Genomic DNA, 20716 nt, shown 5'->3' on the forward strand with positions numbered 1-20716 from the left:
GATTTTTAACTTTTTTACATTGTTTAAATAGTTTATAATTATCAGATAAAGAAAAAATTTTTTAGGACAATAAATAATAGAAATATACTATTAATTGGATATAATTAAATAGTGATATACTATTATTAAAATGTAGCTTAAATGTGTTATACTATTAATAAGATATAATTGAGACAGAAAAGGTGTGTTCCTAGGTGGTGCCTTGCTTTTTGTGACACCTAAGCAGGAAAACCTACTTTTTTGCAAATAAAGGGGAAAAGGAAGGTTATTATGAGCAACAGACAAACTAGAACAGACATTATCTTAATTGGTGCCGGAGTCATGAGCGCGACTTTGGGATCATTACTAAAAGAGTTAGCACCGGAAATGGAAATTAAAGTATTTGAGAAATTAGAAAAAGCAGGAGAAGAAAGCTCTAATGAGTGGAATAATGCAGGTACGGGACATGCTGCATTATGTGAGCTTAACTATACATCAGAAAAAGCTGATGGATCGATTGATATTAGCAAAGCAATAAAAATTAATGAACAGTTTCAACTTTCAAGACAATTTTGGTCATATCTTGTAAACAACAACTTGATTGGTAATCCTCAAGACTTTATCATGCCAATTCCTCATATGAGTCTAGTGCAAGGTAAAGAAAATGTGGAATTTTTGAATAAACGATTTGAAGCGCTTTCTAAAAATCCTCTATTCAAAGGGATGGAATACTCAGAAGACGCCCAAAAGTTGAAAGAATGGATCCCGCTAATCATGGAAGGACGCACATCTAATGAACCAATAGCGGCAACAAAAATAGACTCAGGAACGGACGTAAACTTTGGCGCTTTAACACGTATGATGTTTGAGCACTTAGAGAGTAATAATGTAGAGATAAACTATAGACATAGTGTTGAGGACATTAAACGCACTAGTGACGGCGGGTGGGAAGTAAAAGTGTATAATATGAGCACTGGTAACATCGATTCCCACATTGCAAAATTCGTGTTTATCGGAAGTGGAGGAGCTAGTCTACCTTTACTGCAAAAAACTGGTATCCCTGAGTCAAAACATATTGGAGGGTTCCCTGTAAGTGGGCTATTCTTAGTATGTAAAAATCCAGAGGTTGCGAAGCAGCACCATGCAAAAGTATACGGAAAAGCTAAAGTTGGTGCACCACCAATGTCTGTTCCGCATCTTGATACAAGATATATCGATAACCAAAAGTCGCTATTATTTGGACCTTTTGCTGGGTTTTCACCAAAGTTCTTAAAAACAGGTTCTAATATGGATCTGATTAGTTCTGTAAAACCAAATAACGTCATGACGATGTTAGCGGCAGGCGTAAAAGAGATGTCATTAACTAAATATTTAATCCAACAAGTCTTATTATCGAATGAAAAACGTATGGAAGAATTACGTGAATTTATTCCAAACGCTAAGAGTGAGGATTGGGATATCGTAGTTGCTGGTCAACGTGTACAAGTTATTAAAGACACGCCAGCTGGAAAAGGAACACTTCAATTTGGTACTGAAGTAGTTAGTGCTGCTGATGGTTCGATCGCGGCATTACTTGGAGCATCTCCAGGTGCTTCGACAGCTGTTCACGTAATGCTTGAAGTATTAGAAAAATGCTTCCCACAACATATGATGGAATGGGCTCCAAAAATTAGAGAAATGATTCCTTCATTTGGTTTATCTCTAGAAGAACATCCAGAACTTTTAGAGAAAATTCAAGTTTCAACTTCAAATACGCTTGGATTAAACGAAAAAGAGCTAGCTTATAGTTAACCTTTTTCAATTAAATAGCATAATCAAGTTAAGAACCTTCAATTTGAATTGGATTGAAGGTTCTTTTTATAGTCATATATAATTAGTGAAAGGAACTAAATAACAAAGATAATGATGAATCATGTCGATTTAAATTTTTTGAAAAATTGAAAAAAAGTATTCATGATTTAAAAAAGAGGTGATATACTACATACAACTGGTAATGACATCATTACTAATGTGATTTTTATGAAAGTTATACAGGAGGTGAATGTTTTATATTAGAAATTAAACAATTTTTGTAAGCCTTTTCAACTTAACTGGTAATAACATCATGACAACATGTTTGTGGAGCACTATTCCAAATCATGTCTTTTAGTGCAACTACTGGATTAAAAGGCTATTAAACTTTTAAGAGAAAGAAGGGGAATGGGATGAAAAAGTGGCTTATTATGCTACTAATCTTAGCTTTAGGCTTACTAGGATTAGCTGGATGTGGTAGCAGTGACACATCGGGAGATGCAAAAGATGGAAAGGTTGAAATTACTTACGGTTATTGGGATAAGAAACAAGTTCCCGCGGTTGATGAAATTATAAAATTATTTAATGAAAAGTACCCTAATATTAAAGTGAAAACTGAGCTTACTCCATATGCACAGTATTTCCAAAAGCTAGAAACAGCTGCAACAGGGGGAGCATTGCCTGATGTTTTTTGGATGAATGGCGCACATGTAGTCCAATATGCGGAAGGTAAAGTAATAGTCCCTCTTAGTGACTTAGCATCTAAGGACAACTATAGTCTAGACAATTATCCTAAGTCATTAGTCGACCTTTATACAGTTGACGGAAAACTTTATGGTATTCCAAAAGACTTTGATATAACTGGATTTTGGTATAACAAAAAGATTTTTGATGAAGCTGGTATACCTTACCCAGATGATACTTGGGATTGGAATAAGTTAAAAGAAGTAGCTAAGAAGCTTACAAATAAAGAAAAAGGAATTTATGGTTTTGCAGCTTTAATGGGTAACCAAGGCGGTTATTATGATTTCATTTGGCAAAATGGTGGACATATTATTTCCGATGATGGCAAATCAGTCGGATTTGATCAACCTGAGGCTATTGAAGCACTTAAATATAACATTAGTTTTATAAAAGAAGGGCTTTCTCCAACACAAGCTCAAATGACAGAAACAGCACCATCGGAGTTATTCGCTTCAGGAAAAATTGCAATGATGTTTGATGGACCATGGATGGTTCCGGAGTATAAGAAAAATCCAGATTTAAATGTAGCTGTTGTACCAAAAGGAAAACAACGCGCAGTTTCTATTCATGGATTATCAAACGTGATTGCGGCAAATACGAAGCATAAGGACGCTGCTTGGAAGTTTGTTCAGTTCCTAGGTTCAAAAGAAGCGGCTGAAATCTATGCAAAAACAGGTACTGTTATTCCTGCTTACAATGGCACACAAGATGCTTGGTTAAAATCTGTTCCAAGTTTAAATCTTCAAGCCTTTATTGATGGAGTTGATTACTCTGTTCCTTTACCTAGTGTGAAAAATACGGGCGAAATCTGGCAGTATGAAACAGATATCTTGAAAAAGGCATGGAGTAATGAAGAAAGTGTTGAAGATGCTGCAAAAGAATTAACGAAAAAGGCAGACGAGGCACTAGCTAAGAACTAAAAAATGAAGAGAAGAAGATCTCTAAAGCCTAAAATTACTTCTTCTCTTTATTTCCTTAAAAGGAGTGAATACAGTGAAAGAAATGCCTCTACAAGTTGAAGTGAAATCAAAAAGTAAACTAAAAATACCAAGCTTATCAAAGACGAGAAAACGATCAGATTATTTTTGGGCGTATTGTATGATTGCACCAACAATGATTGGTTTAACTATTTTCTACTTATGGCCAATCATTCAAACGATTTACTTCAGTTTTACAGAATGGGGAGCATTTGGGCAATATGAATGGACAGGATTAGACAATTATAGACGAATGCTAGAAGACTCTAACCTATTACAGTCGTTTAAAAACACAGGCATTTATATAATTTTTACGGTTCCGATTGGTATTTTTTTATCGATTCTTATAGCAGTTCTCTTAAACCAAAAAATTAAGGGCAAATCTGTTTATCGAACCTTGTATTTTTTACCTGTTATTACCATGCCAGCAGCAATCGCTATGGTTTGGAGATGGTTATATAATTCTGATTATGGGCTCCTAAATTATCTTTTATCTATCTTTGGAATAAAAGGTCCACAGTGGGTAAGTGATCCAAAAATTGCACTGTATTCAATTATTGTAGTAGCAATTTGGAGTGGACTTGGTTACAACATGGTTATTTTTCTTTCAGGGCTCCAAGGGATTCCAAAAACATATTACGAAGCAGCGGAGATAGATGGTGCTGGGCCGATCAGGGTCTTCTTTAAAATAACACTACCGTTACTTTCCCCGGTTATATTCTTCGTAACAATCATGTCCTTTATAGGAGCGTTTCAAGTGTTTGATTTAATTTTTATGATGATTGGGAAAAGCAGTACAGCACTCGAAAATACTCAATCAATTGTGTACTTATTTTATCAGCATGCATTCGTGTTAAATGACAAAGGTTACGCTGCTGCAATTGCAGTTTTACTATTAATCATTATTTTAATCATTACAGCGATACAAATGGTTTTACAAAAGAAATGGGTTCATTATGATTGAAGGAGGAGTAACCATTGGAGAAAGCAAGTCAACATATCACAAGTAAAACAATCTTAATTCATTTAATTCTAATTGTCGGCGCCTTGGCGATGGTCTTCCCTTTTATATGGATGTTACTAACTTCATTAAAAACTTATGCTGAGTCGATTCATGTTCCACCTGTTATTGTTCCAAAGCATTTTCAGTGGGTAAATTATAAAGAAGTTTTTGATTTACTACCATTCTTTAAATTTATGTTTAATACGCTGATCATTACAGTGATTCGCACAATTGGACAATTATTATTATGTTCTTTAGCCGCATACGCTTTTGCGAGAATTGAATTTCCAGGAAGAAATTTTCTTTTTTTAATAGCTTTATCGGTTTTAATGGTACCAGGACAGGTCTTTTTATTGCCACAATATATGATTATGGTTAAATTAGGCTGGTTAAACACTTTACAGGCAGTAGTCGTTCCAGGTTTATTTAGCGCATTTGGTACATTCCTTTTAAGACAATTTTTTATGGGGTTACCAAAAGAATTAGAGGAAGCAGCTAGATTAGATGGTTGTAATCATTTTCAAATCTATTGGAAAATCTTGCTTCCTTTAGCAAAGCCAGGTTTAGTTGCTTTAGGTATATTTACAACATTATGGAGCTGGAATGAATTAATGTGGCCAATGATTGTTAACAGCTCACCAGAATCAATGACGTTGTCCGTCGGTTTGTCGTCATTACAAGGACAATATTTAACTAATTATCCAGTTTTAATGGCAGGATCATTTTTAGCAATTTTACCAATGCTTATTTTATTTATGATTTTGCAAAAACAATTTATTGAAGGAATTGCGGTTACAGGAAGTAAATAAAAATCTTACAAAGCTTGGAGGAAACTAATTATGAAAGCAGCTTTAATAGGAGCGGGAAGTAGAGGATTTTACGCATACGGTTCATACGCTTTACAGTATCCACATGAAATTCAATTCATTGCTGTAGCGGAGCCAAATAAAGAAAAAAGAGAAAAGTTTGCGGAAGCTCACAATATCCCTGAGAATATGAGATTTGAAGACTGGACTGAGCTATTAGAAAAAGAACAGCTATGTGAGGCATTATTAATTTGCAGTCCAGACCGTAATCATTATAAGCCTGTTATGAAGGCAGTTAAAAAAGGATACAGTATTTTATTAGAAAAACCGATGTCACCAGAACCAATTGAGACGTTAGAAATAGCTGAAGCAGCAGAAAGGCATAATACATTATTAACGGTTTGTCATGTTATGAGATATGCGCCATTTTATCAAGCATTAAAAGAAGTTGTTGATCGAAAAGTAATCGGCGACATCGTATCGATCCAGTGGAATGAGAATGTAGGTTATTTTCACCAAGCTCATAGTTTTGTACGTGGTAACTGGCGTAATTCATCTGAGTCTAGCTCAATGCTCTTACAAAAAAGCTGCCATGATATGGATATGCTTGCGTGGCTGATTGGTACAGATTGCAAGAGTGTATCTTCATATGGAAGTTTAACTTACTTTAAAAAGGAAAACGCACCAGAAGGTTCAACATATCGCTGTTTGGATGGTTGTAAGGTAGAAAAGGAATGTCCTTATTCAGCAGCTAAATGGTATTTACATGAACGTGATGTTTGGCCAGCAAATGTTATTTCAGCAAGTTCAAGTCTTGATAGTAGACTTAAGGCAATTCAAGAGGGACCATATGGTCGCTGCGTATATCACTGTGACAATGATGTTGTTGACCATCAGGTAGTTAATTTATTATTTGAAAATGACGTTACAGTTGCATTTACTATGACTGCATTTACAAATGAAACCTTCCGTAACTTTAAAATTATGGGAACAAAAGGCGAAATAGTTGGAAATGATGCTAAAAATGAAATTGAAGTTAATTATTTTTCAGGCAAGAAGGAGTTAATTAAGCCATCAACTGTAGATGGTGGTCATATGGGAGCCGATACAAGTATTATGGCTGATTTCATTCAACGCGTTACTAAGAAGGACAAAGGCAGCTTAACATCAGCTATCGTATCAGCTAAAAGTCATATGATTGCTTATGCTGCTGAGGAATCAAGAGTTTCAGGAACAATGGTTTCACTAGGTGACTATGAGAAAAAATTAAGAATGACAGAAGAGGGAGTTTTGTAGAAAATTCTGTTGCGACATAATGTGGTATCTTTTTCAATATTATGTATAATAGATGTATATTTAACTGGTTATGACAAAGATACCACTAAAGGAGCTAATCATGGTAGAAAAGGATTCCCGACTTCCTCTTTATTATCAATTAATGGATATTTTATTAGAAAAAATCGAATCAGGCGAACTTGCTGAAAACGATCAGCTACCATCTGAACGAGAATTATGTGATACGTATCAAGTTAGTCGAACAACGGTAAGGCAGACGATGCAAGAGCTAGAAAAACAAGGCTATATTTATAAAGTTCATGGCAAGGGGACATATGTTTCTCCAAGAACGTATAACCAAAGCCTTGTAAAATTTTATAGTTTTACAGAAGAAATGAAAAAAGCAGGGAAAATCCCAACGACAACGGTCGTTTCTTTTGAAAAAATCAATTGTGACAGTAAAGTAGCAAAGGTCATGGATATACCGGTAGAAGAAGAGGTATTTAAGATCGTTCGGTTAAGACTTGCAGATCAGGAACCGATGTTATACGAAACCTCTTATGTACCCGTAAAGGATTTTAAAAATCTTTCGAGTGAGGAATTACAACATACGCCGATGTATGAAATCTTCAGAACCCAATATAATGTGAATATTTCTAGCGCTTTAGAAAGCTTTATGGCTGTTAGTGCAAATAAAGTGGAGTCAGAAATGCTAAACATAATCGAGGGTGCACCATGTCTGATGCTTAAACGAGTAACTTACGATCAAAGCAAAGTAATTGAGTATACAATTTCTATTGCAAGAGGGGATAAATTTACTTATACAGTAGAGTTAAAATAGACCTTCAGACTGCCCGCCATACGACCGCATGCAATCAGTTTGAAAACCAGCTTTTATGGGTTTTGTCTACACACTGAAATAGATACAGAAGTATCTATTTAATCTAACTGGTAATGATGACATTAACAGTTAAAATAGGAGGAAATAGTATGGAGCTATTAAAATCGAATGAATATGAAAGAATGAATGTTGGCGCGAACCATACAGCAAAAGAAATAGCTCAGCAACCTAGATTGTGGAACGAAACAAAGGATATTCTTTTATTTAATAGAGATCGAATTCTTACTTTTTTAAAGAGCATTGAAAATAAACACGATCAGTTACGAATTATTTTAACCGGTGCAGGTACATCTGCATTTGTTGGTGACACAGTCCTTCCTTATTTAAAACAAATCGTTAACAACAAAAAAATAGTAGTAGAGAGTATTGCGACGACAAATATCGTTTCAAATCCATATTCTTTTTTAAACAAGAATCTTCCAACAATCATGATTTCATTTGCACGTTCAGGAAATAGTCCAGAGAGTTTAGCTGCTATTCATTTAGGAGAACAAGTTATCGATGATTTTTATGGAATCATTTTTACATGTAACCAAGATGGACTACTGGCTAAAAAGAAGAAAAATGATAATAAGCATTTGGTCATCTATATGCCAGAAGAAGCAAATGACCAAGGATTTGCAATGACGAGTAGTTTTACGACTATGCTTTTCTCAGCTCTACTGCTTTTCAATATCGAGCAGATTCATACATGGGAGAAGAAAGTTGATGAACTTATACATGCTGGTCATTCAATTATTAGCGGGAGCGAGCAAAGTATTAAACAGCTGGCAAATTCGTCTTTTCAAAAAGTTGTTTATTTAGGCTCAGGGGTTTTTGAAGGATTGGCAAGAGAAGCATCATTAAAATTGTTGGAGTTAACAGGCGGGACAATTCCTTCTACTTTTGATACCTCATTAGGTTTTAGACACGGCCCTAAGTCCATTTTAGATAAAGATACCGTTGTATTTGTATTTTTATCTTGTAACCCATATACAAGGCAGTACGATCTTGACATTTTAGAAGAGATTTACAAAGAAACGAATCGGGGGAAAGTAGTGGCGATTTCATCCTTAAAGGATCAGGTGGCTGAAGAATATAGTGATCTTTTCTATTATGTAGATCTTCCTAAAATTAGTGAAGATATTTTTCTAACTTTCCCTTTTATCTTATACGCACAAACTTTTGCTATGTATAAATCTATTAATCTCGGCTTTTCTCCAGATAACCCTTCTCCATTAGGAGTAGTTAACAGAGTTGTTAAAGGAGTTACGATTCACCCTCTTACAAATGAGACGAAGAATGGAGGAGATGTATCTTGATTACATCGAGAAGTACGATTCTTTTAGAGGCACAATCCAAAGGCTACGCAGTTCCGGCATTTAATATTCATAACTTAGAAACAATGAAAACAGTTTTAGAAACAGCTCAGGAGCTGCGTTCACCGGTCTTGATCGCAGCTACACCAAGTACGGTTAGTTATATGGGGGAAGAATTTCTAATTAGTATGATGGAGGCCGCAAAAAAAAGATACGATATTCCAATTTGTTTTCATTTAGATCACCATGAAAAAGTTGTGGATATTAAAGCTTTAATTGATAGTGGAATTCACTCAGTCATGATTGATGCCTCTCACCATGACTTTGAAGAAAATATTCGAATCGTTCGTGAAGTAGTCGATTATGCTTCTTCGTTTGGAGTTGCTGTGGAGGCGGAGCTTGGCCGACTAAGTGGGGTAGAAGATGATCTTGAAGTGGATGAAAAGGATCAAATTTATACAAATCCAGCACAAGCTAAAGAGTTTGTTTCAAGAACAGGAATTGATTCGTTAGCCGTTGCCATTGGGACGGCCCACGGTCTATATAAAGGAGAACCTAAATTAGATATTGAACGATTAAGTGCAATCCAAAGAGAAGTTGATATTCCGCTAGTTCTTCATGGAGCTTCAGGCTTGCCAGATGAATTAGTACAAAAAACAATTAAAAGTGGAATATGTAAAGTAAATATTGCTACTGAATTAAAAATAGCTTTTGCTAATGGATTACGTGGTTACTTAAAAGAACATCCAGACGCCAATGACCCTAGATATTATTTTAAAGATGCGGTAAGAGAAATGAAAATAGTCGTTGCTGATAAAATTAAAATGTGCGGTAGTATGAATCGGGGTTAGAAAAATGATTGCTACAATTACATTAAACCCAGCTATTGATATTCGGTATAATCTTCCCGTCTTTCATTTAGATGGCGTTAATCGTGTTACAGCTGTAGATAAAACAGCTGGTGGAAAAGGACTTAACGTTTCACGTGTATTATCTCAGCTAGGGGCTAATGTTACTTGTACCGGATTTTTAGGCGGAAAAAGTGGCGAATGGATAGCTGGTCAGCTCCCAAATTACAATTTAATTAATCATTTTGTAGGAATAAAAGGAGAGACAAGATTTTGTTTAGTAATTGAATCTAAAGAAGGTCATACAGAAATTCTTGAACAAGGGCCAGAGATATTGGAGAATGAAAGAGAAGAATTTTTGAAAAATTTTGATACTATTATTGAATCAAATAACTATATTGTAGGTTCTGGCAGCTTGCCATACGGAATCGACTCTGATTTTTATAGAGACCTAATAGAAAAAACAAAACAAAAAGGGAAGTATTTTCTTTTAGATTCAAGTGGAGAATCACTAGCCCACGGTATAAAGGGAAAACCTTTTTTAATTAAGCCGAACAGAGAAGAGTTTTGCAAGTTGATCGGGTTAAACCAATTTTCAATAGAGGATATGATTTGGCATGCTCGAGATATATGCCAAAAGGGTACCCAATACGTTTTACTTTCTTTAGGAAAAGAAGGTGCTCTTTTAGTTAGCAAAGACGTCACACTGCAAGCAGTTATTCCAGCTTTGACAGATGTACACCAAGTTGGCTCAGGAGATAGCATGCTTGCAGGCTTTACCTTTGCTCATTCGAAAGGTTATTCAATTGAAGATATTTTAAAGTGGTCATGTGCCTGCGGGATTTCCAATGCTGCCTCAGAGCGGACTGGATCAGTTGAATTAACAAAAGTTCAACATTACTTTAATCTCATTAAGGTGAAGGAGTTAACAGGGGGCGATCAAGGTGGAAAATATAGTTTGTTTTGATATCGGGGGTACATTTATCAAATTTGGACTAATAAATTGTGATGGGCAAATGGTCTACAAAGATAAGGTACCAACACCTAAAAAAAATATACAAAAGCTGCTTCCTGAACTTTTAGCTGAGAAAATAAAAAAGCTCCAAAATGATTTTTTAATAGCAGGAATCGGAATCTCCTCGTGTGGTCTTGTAGATCATGAAATAGGTGAAATTTTATTTTCCAACAATATACCCGACTATTCAGGTATGAAGTTGGGCGAAATACTTTTCAATTTATTTAAATTACCCGTTAGTGTAGAAAATGATGTGAAAAGTGCTTGCCTTGGTGAAATGTGGAAGGGTGCAATTCAAGGGAAGAAAGATGTAGTTTTTTTAACATTAGGAACAGGTATTGGAAGCACCATTATTATAGATGGAAAGATTGTAAGCGGATCTCGTCATTTAGCTGGAGAACTAGGTCATACCGTCATTATTAATAACGGACGTTCTTGTGGATGTGGACGGAGAGGGTGCTTTGAAAGATATGCTGCTACTTCGGCATTAGTAAATGACTTTATAGATGAAAAGAACAAAAATGGTGAAGTTATAGAGAAAATCTCTGGAGAAGATATTTTAGCTCTAGTAGAAAAAGGAGATTCAATTGCTACTGGCGTATATAAAAAGTTTATCCATTATATAGGCATAGGTCTATCAAATATAGTCCATCTTCTGAACCCGGAGGCAATTATTATCGGGGGAGGGATTGCTGAGCAGGGAGAACGGTTTATTCAGGACATCAACTCTGAGATTAAAAAGGAAACCATGCCGATTTATCATCAAGAAACAATCGTATTTCCTTCGATTCTTGGGAATGACGCCGGGCTGTATGGAGCATGTTACTTAACTTTAAAAAAATTAAACTACTTACACGTATAAGTAATAAACAAACAGGCAGCATCCTATTTTGGTGTTGCCTATTGTTCTTCTTGAAAAAGTATTCTTACGAACAATAGAGGGGGAAGTGTTATGAAAGCAATTAAGGTAGAAAAAGTTTATACACCGGATAAAGTATTTGAAACTGGTTATATACTGATTGAAAACGGAAAAATAAATGAAGTAACAACGAATAGACCCTCTTGTGAAATTTTGGATTATTCTAGTTTTGTAGCCATTCCAGGTATGATTGATTTACATGTTCATGGGATTGCTGGGAATGACACGATGGATGGTAGTATTCATTCATTACAAGAAATGTCTATGTCACTTGCACGTCATGGAGTTACTGGATTTTTGCCAACTACGCTGACTCATGATTTCGAAAAAATTAAAAAAGCTGTAATAATCGTGAGTGATGCGATGGGAAAGACAGAAGGAGCGGAAATCATTGGGTCGTATGTAGAAGGCCCATACATTACAACTGAGCATCGTGGTGCTCATCCAGTCAAGTATATTCGTGAACTAAATACTGATGAGTTAATTGAACTCATAAAGGTTTCCAATAATACGGTTAAAGTAATCACGATAGCTCCAGAAAAAGAGCATGCAGATGAAGCTATTAAAATGATTACAGATAAAGGAATTCACGTGTCTATGGGTCATACAAATGCAGACTATGACACAACGAATAACGCAATTGAACATGGGGCAAGAGTTTCTGTTCACACTTTTAATGGCATGAGGGGATTTAATCATCGTGATCCTGGGTGTCTTGGTGCCGTTCTAACAAATGATCAATGTTATTGTGAATGTATAGCAGATTTACAACATGTCCACCCTGGAGCAATTAAGCTGCTATACAAAGCAAAAGGCACAGAACGTATTCTTTTAATAAGTGATTCAATGGCAGCTGCTGATTTACCAGATGGATCCTATACTCTTGGTACATTAGACGTTAAAGTGGAAAATAAAATTGCTCGAACAGTAGAAACAGGCTCATTGGCTGGAAGCACGACTAATTTAATGGAGTGTTTAAAAAATGTAAAAGACGTTTTAGAGGTACCTTTAGAAACTATTTTACCGATGGTCAGTCTGAACCAAGCAAAATTACTTAATATTGATAATGAAGTTGGAAGCATAGAGAGTGGGAAAAAAGCAAATATCGTCTTAATTGATCGTAAGTTTAATGTTCAAGCTACTATTGTGAATGGAGAATTTGTATTTAGGAATGATCATAAATAATATGGCGGATTTTAATAAAGATGTAAAATTTAATAAAAGGTAACTGATTGAAGTATGTACAGAAGAAATTAATAAATAATAATGATGACCTTACTATAAGTGATTAATTGATCATTTTTGGGTGGGTCATTTTGTTTTTTTTGTGTGTACGAAAATTAGTAATTGAGATGAAATAATGATGATTTTAAACGAGGAACTATTGCTTAAAAGGTAAAAACATGGTAGATTAATACAGTATATATAATAGGAATAACGAAGAGGTTATATTTTCCCTACTTTAATTTTACTATACAAATCCTCTTGAGTCAACCCCCATTTTTATCTTTTAAAGGAGTGCATGAAATGAACAACGAACTTCAAAAAGAACAGGTAAGAGTAAATGCTGTACTAGATCTAATCACGGACAAAATTAGTAAATTAACAGACGAAACAGCCCAACGTAGAAACGAAGTAATCAATGTTCGGAAAAATTTTTGGGATGAGGTTAAAGTTAATACAGATAGCTTTGATGACTATTTAGAGACGGTTATTAGTTTGAGACAACAATCTCAACTTTTGGCGATCGGCCAAATTAATCATAAGCAATCTTCCAACCGACTATCAGCACTTCGTCGGATGAAAGAGGTTCCTTATTTTGGTCGCATTAACTTTACAGAAGAAGGTATGTCTGAAACAGAGCGTATTTATATAGGCGTTTCAACGCTAATGGATGAAACTGGAGAGAATATTTTAGTTTATGATTGGAGGGCCCCAGTTTCGAGTGTTTACTATGATTATCCACCAGGTCCTGCTGAGTATGATACACCTGGGGGAAAAGTGAATGGTGTATTAGATCAAAAATGGCAATACATTATAAGAAACGGTGTAATTGAATCAATGTTCGATACAAGTCTCACTATAGGTGATGAGATTTTGCAGCATGTGCTTGGTAAAGGAACAAACAAGCATATGAGAAGCATAGTAGCCAGCATTCAAAAAGAACAAAATCAAATTATTCGTTATGACAAAGGTAGACTACTGATTGTTCAAGGGGCAGCTGGTAGCGGAAAGACATCTGCAGCTTTACAAAGGATTGCATATTTGCTCTATAAATATAGAAATTGGATAAAAGCAGATCAAATTATCTTATTTTCCCCTAACGCAATGTTTAATAACTACGTATCGAGGGTTTTACCTGAACTAGGCGAAGAAAACATGCAACAAGTTACATTCCAAGAATATTTAGTTCATAGGCTAAGTGATGCATTTCAAGTTGAGGACAATTATGAGCAATTAGAATATGTGCTAACTGCTTTAGATGATCCTTCCTATAAGACTAGGACTTCAAGCATCCGATTTAAAGCATCAACTCGATTCTTTGAGACAATTAAGGCATACAGACAATCACTGGAATTATCCGGAATGGTCTTTAGGGGATTTAAATTTAGAGGTAAACCAGTCGTTACAGCTAAACAGATTTATGAAAGATTTTATAGCACTGACACTTCTTTAAAATTTAACAATCGATTAGAGAAGTTGACGGAATGGCTAAACAAACAAATCAATGAAATGGAAAAGCTAGAATTGAAAAAAACATGGGTACAAGATGAAATCGAGTTACTCAGCAAAGATGATTATCAAAAAGCATATAAGTACTTACAGAAAAAACAATCTAAAGAAGACTCATTCGATGATTACGAACAAGAAACTAAGGTGTTAGGTCGAATGGTTGTGCGTAAAAAACTAAAGCCACTACGTGAATGGGTTCGAGGATTGCGTTTCATTGACATAAAGGGTGTATATAAACAGTTATTTTCCAATCCAACTCAAATCGAACAATGGATTGAAGGGGATACCCCTGAGAATTGGGAAGACATCTGTCAGTTAACATTAAATATGTTAGATGAAGGCAAATTGTTTTACGAGGATGCTACACCTTATTTACTTTTAAAAGAATTGGTTCAAGGCTTCCAATCAAATGTTACGATTAAATTTGTACTTGTAGATGAAGCTCAGGATTATTCTCCTTTCCAATTTGAATTTTTGAAGAGATTGTTTCCTTCTGCAAAGATGACCGTTCTAGGTGACTTTAATCAGGCTATCTTTGCGCATGCCAGTGAAATGGGAGATTTTAATGTCCTTAAAGGCTTATATGGGCCAGATGAAACAAAAGTGATCAATCTGACTCGCAGTTACAGATCAACAAAACCAATTGTAGAGTTCACACGTAGACTCATACCTGGAGGCAATCTAATTACGCCTTTTGAACGAGTTGGGGATAAGCCTGTGTTAACACAGTTATCTAATCGAGAAGATTTGCATAGTCATATTACATCTAAAATCGAAGACTTAAAGAAAAGTGAATTTAATACAATTGCTGTCATTTGTAAATCTGCTGAAGAAAGTTTAGAGGCATATGAAGCATTAAAAGATGTAGAAGGAATCAAGCACGTGAAGAGAAACTCAGTTGAATATGAACAAGGTGTAGTCATTATTCCTGCATATTTGGCAAAAGGAATTGAATTCGATGCAGTGATTATTTATGATGCATCAGCTCAAGTATATGGAGATGAGCGTCTCCGAAGACTATTCTATACTGCATGTACAAGAGCAATGCATCAGTTACATCTATATAGCTTAGGTGAAGCGACGCCTTTTTTACATGATATAAATTCAGAGTTCCTACTATTAAATCAGACGATAGCTCACGATTAACTTTAAAAGCTTCCCTTACGTAAATTAAGGGAAGTTTTTTTAGATTGAACGCTAGATTTTCTATCCTGTAAATATTCGTAAAGAAAATTTTTATTTCTAGTTCATACTTAATTCATAATTAGTCGATATATTCATCTTGTAATAAGTCGTAAAGGAGGAAATAAATTGGAATTTTTAAATAAAAAAATAATTACCCCAAATAATGGAGATTTGGCCGTAGAAGCGAGTGGTTTAGTTAAAATATTTGGTGATAATCGCGCGGTCGATGGAGTGGATTTAAACGTTCGTGCAGGAAGTATATACGGCGTTCTTGGACCAAACGGTGCCGGTAAAACCACAACAATTAGAATGCTGGCTACACTACTTAGACAAGACGCAGGTAATGCAAGCATATTCGGACATGATGTTTTAAAAGAGGCTCAAATTGTGCGTCAATTAATTGGCGTTACTGGTCAGTATGCCTCAGTTGATGAGTCACTAAGTGCTACAGAGAATCTTATTATTTTCTCAAGATTACTAGGTTTAGGTAGAGCGGAATCGAAAAAGAAAGCAGCCGATTTATTAGAGGAATTTGGTTTAACGGAAGCGGCAAAACGCCCATTGAAAAACTTCTCAGGTGGAATGCGTCGTAGATTAGATTTGGCAGCAAGTTTGATTGCTCAGCCACCACTTATCTTTTTAGATGAGCCGACAACTGGTTTAGACCCGCGTACTAGAAATCAAATGTGGGATACTATTCGTCGTTTAGTAAAAGAAGGTTCAACAGTTCTGTTAACAACACAATATCTTCAAGAGGCAGATGAACTAGCTGATCGAATTGCAGTAATAGATCGTGGTCATGTAGTTGCGGAAGGTACTGTTGATGAATTGAAAGCTTCAGTTGGTAGTTCATCGTTACAACTAAAAATTCAAGATATAAGGGATGTTCAAAAGGCACGTCAGACAGTAGAACATGTTCTAAAAGTAAAATCTAATATCACATTAGAAGAAGGAAAGATTACTGCTCCTATGGCAGATGCTGATCGAGTAACTGACCTACTAATCGCTTTACGGGATGAAGGTATTCATCTAGCTGAAATGAGTGTGCAAAAGCCGACTCTTGATGAAGTATTCCTTACGATTACTGGTAACAGCGTAGAAAATGATGGATCAAAGGAGTCAAATAAAACAAAAGAAATGGAGGGAGTAAGGGTATGAGCACTTCAATAAAACCTGCTGCTTATCGTGACTTGAAAAATAAAACTAGTTTTAGTCAATCAGTAAAAAATTCATTTACGATGGCTTATCGTGGTCTACTAAAAATTAAGCGTACACCAGAACAGTTATTTGATGTTACATTACAACCTATTATTTTTACACTTATGTTTACTTATATCTTTGGTGGAGCAATCTCTGGGGATGTTAAGAGTTATTTACCAGTAATCATACCGGGAATCTTAGTACAGACAGTCATTACTACTTCAATTGTTACAGGTGTACAATTGCGTGAAGATATGGATAAAGGTGTATTCGATCGATTTAAGTCGCTGCCGATTGCACGTATTGCACCACTGGCCGGAGCTTTATTGGCGGATACGATTCGTTATACAATCGCTACTGTTCTTACCTTCACTATGGGGTATATAATGGGATATCGTCCTGAAGGTGGCTTGGGCTATGTCGTTTTAGCTGGGCTTCTTGTAATTGTATGTTCATGGGCAATTAGTTGGATTTTTGCCTTTTTTGGAGTAATTGCACGTACAGCGTCGAGTGTACAAGGGATTTCTATGCTAGCACTATTTCCATTAACATTCCTTTCAAATGCCTTTGTACCAGTCGATACAATGCCAAATTGGCTTCAATGGTTTGTAAAAATAAACCCAATTTCACATCTGATCACTGCTGTAAGAAATCTTACGAACTCAGGAACTGCAGGTTCAGATCTAATCATTTCACTTATTGGAGCTGCTGTAATTGTAGCAATTTTTGCACCACTAACTGTAAAAGCTTATATGCGTAGAACATAAATAGAAGGTGTTTCATTAGTTTTTTTCTAATGGAGCACCTTTTCCTGCATTTTCTACTTGAAAATATTGAATAGCATGTGTAACATAATCAAGGTACAAATATATAAATAACTCATATAATCATGGGGATATGGCCCATAAGTTTCTACCGGACGACCAATATAATCGACCGACTATGAGTGAAAGCACATCTAGGGTTCCGCATTATTGTATAAGTAAAATGGCTGGTCCGAGCGATGTGGGCACTATGTGCTACACCATTAGGGATAAAAACCCAGAAGGACAGGTTTCACTTGAGAGAAACATACTCAAGTGGAACCTGTCCTTTTTGTTTTATAAAGAGTATTAACTGTACATCAATCAATATAGATAAATTTAGCAATGACAAGGGAGAGAATCAGATTGTTAAGTAAACAAAAAGCATTTACATTAGGTTTTCAACACGTCATGGCTATGTATGCAGGTGCAGTTGTTGTACCTCTTATAATAGGTGGCGCGCTTAAACTTACGCCAACTCAGATTGCTTATCTGATTGCAGCAGATTTATTTACTTGCGGTATTGCAACAATCCTGCAAAGCATGGGGACGAAATACATTGGTAGCAGATTGCCAGTCGTTTTAGGATGTACCTTTACGGCGGTAGGTCCAATTATTGCAATTGCATCATCTTCAAATTTACCGACAGCATACGGTGCAATAATCATTTCTGGGATTTTTGTTATATTAGCTGCTCCTTTCTATGGAAAGCTTTTAAAATTTTTCCCTACAATTGTAACTGGATCAGTTGTAACGATTATTGGACTTTCTCTAATTCCAGTAGCTATGAATAATGCAGCGGGTGGCCAAGGGAGTCCAGACTTCGGTCAAGTACACAATTTATTACTAGCCCTTCTTACACTTATCGTAATTTTAGTCGTTAACAGATGGGCTAAAGGATTTTTACGTACAATTTCCGTACTTGTTGGTTTAGTTGTAGGAACAATTGCTGGCTATGCAATGGGAATCGTTCACTTTTCAAGCGTATCAGAAGCATCGTGGTTTAGTATCGCTCAACCATTCTATTTCGGAGCACCAAAAATCAGTATTACAGCTATCATCACAATGATTATCGTATGTATCGTTAGTATGGTGGAATCAACTGGAGTCTATTTCGCAGTTGGAAAAGCGACTAACCAAAAGGTTAAACAGGATCAGATCGTAAATGGTTTGCGTTCGGAAGGTCTTGCAATTATGCTCGGTGGTATTTTTAATGCATTTCCGTACACAGCTTTTTCACAAAATGTTGGTTTAATCTCACTTACAAAAGTTAAATCTAGGGAAGTTATTTATGCCGCAGGAAGTATCATGGTTGTTCTTGGATTATTACCTAAACTAGCAGCTTTAACGACTGTTATTCCAAATGCCGTTCTTGGAGGCGCTATGATTGTCATGTTTGGATCTGTCGCGGCTGCCGGGATATCAATTCTTTCAGAAGTCGATTTAGGTAAAGGAGAAAACTTATTAATCGCTGCTTGTAGTATAGCAGTAGGGTTAGGTTCAGCAACACTTCCACAAATGTTCGACCAACTACCTGACTTTTTAAAAATGTTAATGCAAAATGGAATTGTGACAGGTTCATTAACTGCAATTATTTTAAATTTATTCTTAACAAAACGAAATGTGGCAGTAGAAGTGCAAGTTACGAAAAAAATATCATAAACTTACAAAAGAGACCCCTATCTAGTCGTAGGGGTCTTTTTAGTACTTGTTACTAATAAACTTCGATTTTAAATAATGCAAAATCATGTAAGAACTAACAACTAACCTAGCCGTACTCCCATAAACGCTAATAAATTTGCCTTGAATTGCTGAAATCTCGATATTAAATTGCATACGTTTCGAATACCGATCCCAACATCCAAGCAGTATGACCGTCAGGAAACCGATTTGTGGAGAGAACACCGGCTCATCAAATACCCCTGTAAACAAAATAATTGGTAGGCCGAGTAAAAAACTATTAAAAAAACATTTTTTACTGCGCTCAAAAAAGAATAAGTGAATGCATTTTACAATATTTATACTAATTAGTGTTATAAAAGCCAATCCTCCCAATGTTCCGTATTCCGCAAACATACCCAGCAGTAAATTATGTGCATGGGGGATGAAATGACCATATTGTATTACATATTCTTGACCAAATCCGATCGGTGTCACACCAAAGAACGGGTGATTTTTCCATATAGTATAAGCGTTTTTCCAAATGTCCAACCTTTTTTGCCCTGCTTGAATAACTGAATCGGCTCTTGGCATTATATAGAGCAACCATTTCGAAAAGAATAGTCCGATGATTGTACAAACAAAGAAAAAGATTCGATTAAGTCGGAAGATAAAAAGTAAATAAATCAGAATCATTGTCGCAAAGCCAGCTCTTGAACCAGTAAGATAAATTCCATAACTAAGTAGTAGTTGTATAGGAAGCTGCCACGCTAAGTTAATATAGTGTTTTTTCTCTATACTAGAAAGTAGGCTGGCAAAGAGAAAAGAAATAGCGATTAATAAAATAAAAACAGTAAAATTGGGATTATATGCACAACCAATTAGACGGTTAAAATTCTTAGGTTCAACTTCTCCAAAAAGCACTGTTCCCAATAAATAACCAACAATTTTAGGAAATTCAAACCATTTAGATATCCATCCAATTACACAACTATATACGCCCCCAAAGATTATGATCACGCGAAATTTCTGAAATAATTGACCTTTCTCAGTTACTAAAGTCCTACAATATATTCCCCAGTAACCAAGAATCATGATACTGACCAATAAAAATAATATATTTCTAAATAAAAGGGTAGCACCAATAGTAGATATAAGTAGGCATAAGAAAAAGTGCGAACTAAACGAATAAATAAAACGTTTATTAATAAACCATTGAGTATAGAGTGTACGAAGCCCGATGATCAATAGCAGCAAAATACCTACTGGAGGTAAGAGAAAGCAGAGAAGTGCGCTTTTCTCCACTAACGAGAAATTTTTATAAAACTGTATAAACTTTTTCATTGTATACCCCTAGTTAAGTGACATAAATATCCTTAATCATATGGAGGATGCTGTTTTTTCATTTATAAAATGAAATGTATTTTAGTTAAGTTGTCATCAGATTAACAAACCTATTTTAAATACATAGGTTTAAAATACCACAATAGTTTATTAATTATGTTTTGAAATTGTAAATTGAGCTTAAACTTCTATGCCAGACAAATTAATGTAAAGATTTTATAGAATTATGCATCTTC

Annotated in this window: 16 protein-coding genes and 1 riboswitch; of the genes, 15 read left to right on the forward strand and 1 reads right to left on the reverse strand. The window is 35.5% G+C overall.

Translation table 11 applies throughout. The features are described from left to right. Nucleotides 1-270: 270 nt before the first annotated feature. The 15 genes from EP747_RS09060 (at nucleotide 271) to EP747_RS09130 (ending at nucleotide 19139) form a co-directional block, all read left to right on the forward strand. Nucleotides 271-1770: a malate:quinone oxidoreductase gene (locus EP747_RS09060; protein WP_129689590.1), complete on the forward strand. Its 1500-nt coding sequence runs from the start codon at nucleotides 271-273 to the stop codon at nucleotides 1768-1770. 413 nt (nucleotides 1771-2183) lie between these two features. Next, the gene (locus tag EP747_RS09065) at nucleotides 2184-3434 is read left to right on the forward strand and encodes an ABC transporter substrate-binding protein (RefSeq protein WP_129689591.1); all 1251 of its coding nucleotides are present in this window, start codon (nucleotides 2184-2186) and stop codon (nucleotides 3432-3434) included. Between the two features lie 82 nt (nucleotides 3435-3516). After that, nucleotides 3517-4455 carry a carbohydrate ABC transporter permease gene (locus EP747_RS09070; RefSeq protein ID WP_165347008.1) on the forward strand — a complete coding sequence of 313 codons (939 nt, stop codon included), beginning with the start codon at nucleotides 3517-3519 and terminating at the stop codon, nucleotides 4453-4455. 89 nt (nucleotides 4456-4544) lie between these two features. Then, nucleotides 4545-5303: a carbohydrate ABC transporter permease gene (locus EP747_RS09075; protein ID WP_129690147.1), complete on the forward strand. Its 759-nt coding sequence runs from the start codon at nucleotides 4545-4547 to the stop codon at nucleotides 5301-5303. Nucleotides 5304-5330: 27 nt separating this feature from the next. Then, complete coding sequence (locus EP747_RS09080) at nucleotides 5331-6596, forward strand: Gfo/Idh/MocA family protein (protein ID WP_129689593.1); 1266 nt, start codon at nucleotides 5331-5333, stop codon at nucleotides 6594-6596. Between the two features lie 100 nt (nucleotides 6597-6696). Continuing rightward, nucleotides 6697-7416, forward strand: a complete 720-nt coding sequence (locus EP747_RS09085; RefSeq protein ID WP_129689594.1) for a GntR family transcriptional regulator — start codon at nucleotides 6697-6699, stop codon at nucleotides 7414-7416. 149 nt (nucleotides 7417-7565) lie between these two features. Next, nucleotides 7566-8777 carry an SIS domain-containing protein gene (locus EP747_RS09090; protein WP_129689595.1) on the forward strand — a complete coding sequence of 404 codons (1212 nt, stop codon included), beginning with the start codon at nucleotides 7566-7568 and terminating at the stop codon, nucleotides 8775-8777. Continuing rightward, a complete protein-coding gene (gene gatY, locus EP747_RS09095) occupies nucleotides 8774-9625 on the forward strand; it encodes a tagatose-bisphosphate aldolase subunit GatY (protein WP_129689596.1) in 852 nt (283 codons plus the stop codon). Before EP747_RS09090 ends, gatY begins: the two co-directional genes overlap by 4 nt. A 4-nt stretch (nucleotides 9626-9629) precedes the next feature. Continuing rightward, complete coding sequence (locus EP747_RS09100; protein ID WP_129689597.1) at nucleotides 9630-10589, forward strand: 1-phosphofructokinase family hexose kinase; 960 nt, start codon at nucleotides 9630-9632, stop codon at nucleotides 10587-10589. Next, nucleotides 10567-11499, forward strand: a complete 933-nt coding sequence (locus tag EP747_RS09105) for an ROK family protein (protein WP_165346944.1) — start codon at nucleotides 10567-10569, stop codon at nucleotides 11497-11499. Before EP747_RS09100 ends, EP747_RS09105 begins: the two co-directional genes overlap by 23 nt. Nucleotides 11500-11589: 90 nt before the next feature. After that, on the forward strand, nucleotides 11590-12741 hold the full coding sequence (gene nagA / locus EP747_RS09110) for an N-acetylglucosamine-6-phosphate deacetylase (RefSeq protein WP_129689599.1): 1152 nt from the start codon (nucleotides 11590-11592) through the stop codon (nucleotides 12739-12741). A gap of 342 nt (nucleotides 12742-13083) precedes the next feature. Next, on the forward strand, nucleotides 13084-15435 hold the full coding sequence (gene helD / locus EP747_RS09115) for an RNA polymerase recycling motor HelD (protein WP_129689600.1): 2352 nt from the start codon (nucleotides 13084-13086) through the stop codon (nucleotides 15433-15435). 165 nt (nucleotides 15436-15600) lie between these two features. Beyond that, nucleotides 15601-16632: an ATP-binding cassette domain-containing protein gene (locus EP747_RS09120; protein WP_129689601.1), complete on the forward strand. Its 1032-nt coding sequence runs from the start codon at nucleotides 15601-15603 to the stop codon at nucleotides 16630-16632. Next, on the forward strand, nucleotides 16629-17441 hold the full coding sequence (locus EP747_RS09125) for an ABC transporter permease (protein ID WP_129689602.1): 813 nt from the start codon (nucleotides 16629-16631) through the stop codon (nucleotides 17439-17441). Before EP747_RS09120 ends, EP747_RS09125 begins: the two co-directional genes overlap by 4 nt. A gap of 92 nt (nucleotides 17442-17533) precedes the next feature. Beyond that, nucleotides 17534-17637, forward strand: a riboswitch (purine riboswitch). Between the two features lie 206 nt (nucleotides 17638-17843). Continuing rightward, a complete protein-coding gene (locus EP747_RS09130) occupies nucleotides 17844-19139 on the forward strand; it encodes a nucleobase:cation symporter-2 family protein (protein WP_129689603.1) in 1296 nt (431 codons plus the stop codon). Nucleotides 19140-19178: 39 nt separating this feature from the next. Here EP747_RS09130 and EP747_RS09135 read toward each other — a convergent pair whose 3' ends face one another. After that, the gene (locus tag EP747_RS09135) at nucleotides 19179-20480 is read right to left on the reverse strand and encodes an O-antigen ligase family protein (protein WP_129689604.1); all 1302 of its coding nucleotides are present in this window, start codon (nucleotides 20478-20480) and stop codon (nucleotides 19179-19181) included. Nucleotides 20481-20716: the final 236 nt, after the last annotated feature.

This window comes from Gottfriedia acidiceleris, assembly GCF_004138285.1.
In the GTDB taxonomy this organism is placed as follows: domain Bacteria; phylum Bacillota; class Bacilli; order Bacillales; family Bacillaceae_G; genus Gottfriedia; species Gottfriedia acidiceleris_A.

What these genes read in the sequence shown, in the direction of transcription:
- EP747_RS09060 (WP_129689590.1), top strand. Translation starts at nt 271, where the DNA reads ATGAGCAACAGACAAACTAGAACAGACATTATCTTAATTGGTGCCGGA.
- EP747_RS09065 (WP_129689591.1), top strand. Translation starts at nt 2,184, where the DNA reads ATGAAAAAGTGGCTTATTATGCTACTAATCTTAGCTTTAGGCTTACTA.
- EP747_RS09070 (WP_165347008.1), top strand. Translation starts at nt 3,517, where the DNA reads ATGCCTCTACAAGTTGAAGTGAAATCAAAAAGTAAACTAAAAATACCA.
- EP747_RS09075 (WP_129690147.1), top strand. Translation starts at nt 4,545, where the DNA reads ATGGTCTTCCCTTTTATATGGATGTTACTAACTTCATTAAAAACTTAT.
- EP747_RS09085 (WP_129689594.1), top strand. Translation starts at nt 6,697, where the DNA reads ATGGTAGAAAAGGATTCCCGACTTCCTCTTTATTATCAATTAATGGAT.
- EP747_RS09090 (WP_129689595.1), top strand. Translation starts at nt 7,566, where the DNA reads ATGGAGCTATTAAAATCGAATGAATATGAAAGAATGAATGTTGGCGCG.
- EP747_RS09100 (WP_129689597.1), top strand. Translation starts at nt 9,630, where the DNA reads ATGATTGCTACAATTACATTAAACCCAGCTATTGATATTCGGTATAAT.
- nagA (WP_129689599.1), top strand. Translation starts at nt 11,590, where the DNA reads ATGAAAGCAATTAAGGTAGAAAAAGTTTATACACCGGATAAAGTATTT.
- helD (WP_129689600.1), top strand. Translation starts at nt 13,084, where the DNA reads ATGAACAACGAACTTCAAAAAGAACAGGTAAGAGTAAATGCTGTACTA.
- EP747_RS09125 (WP_129689602.1), top strand. Translation starts at nt 16,629, where the DNA reads ATGAGCACTTCAATAAAACCTGCTGCTTATCGTGACTTGAAAAATAAA.
- EP747_RS09135 (WP_129689604.1), bottom strand. Translation starts at nt 20,480, where the DNA reads ATGAAAAAGTTTATACAGTTTTATAAAAATTTCTCGTTAGTGGAGAAA.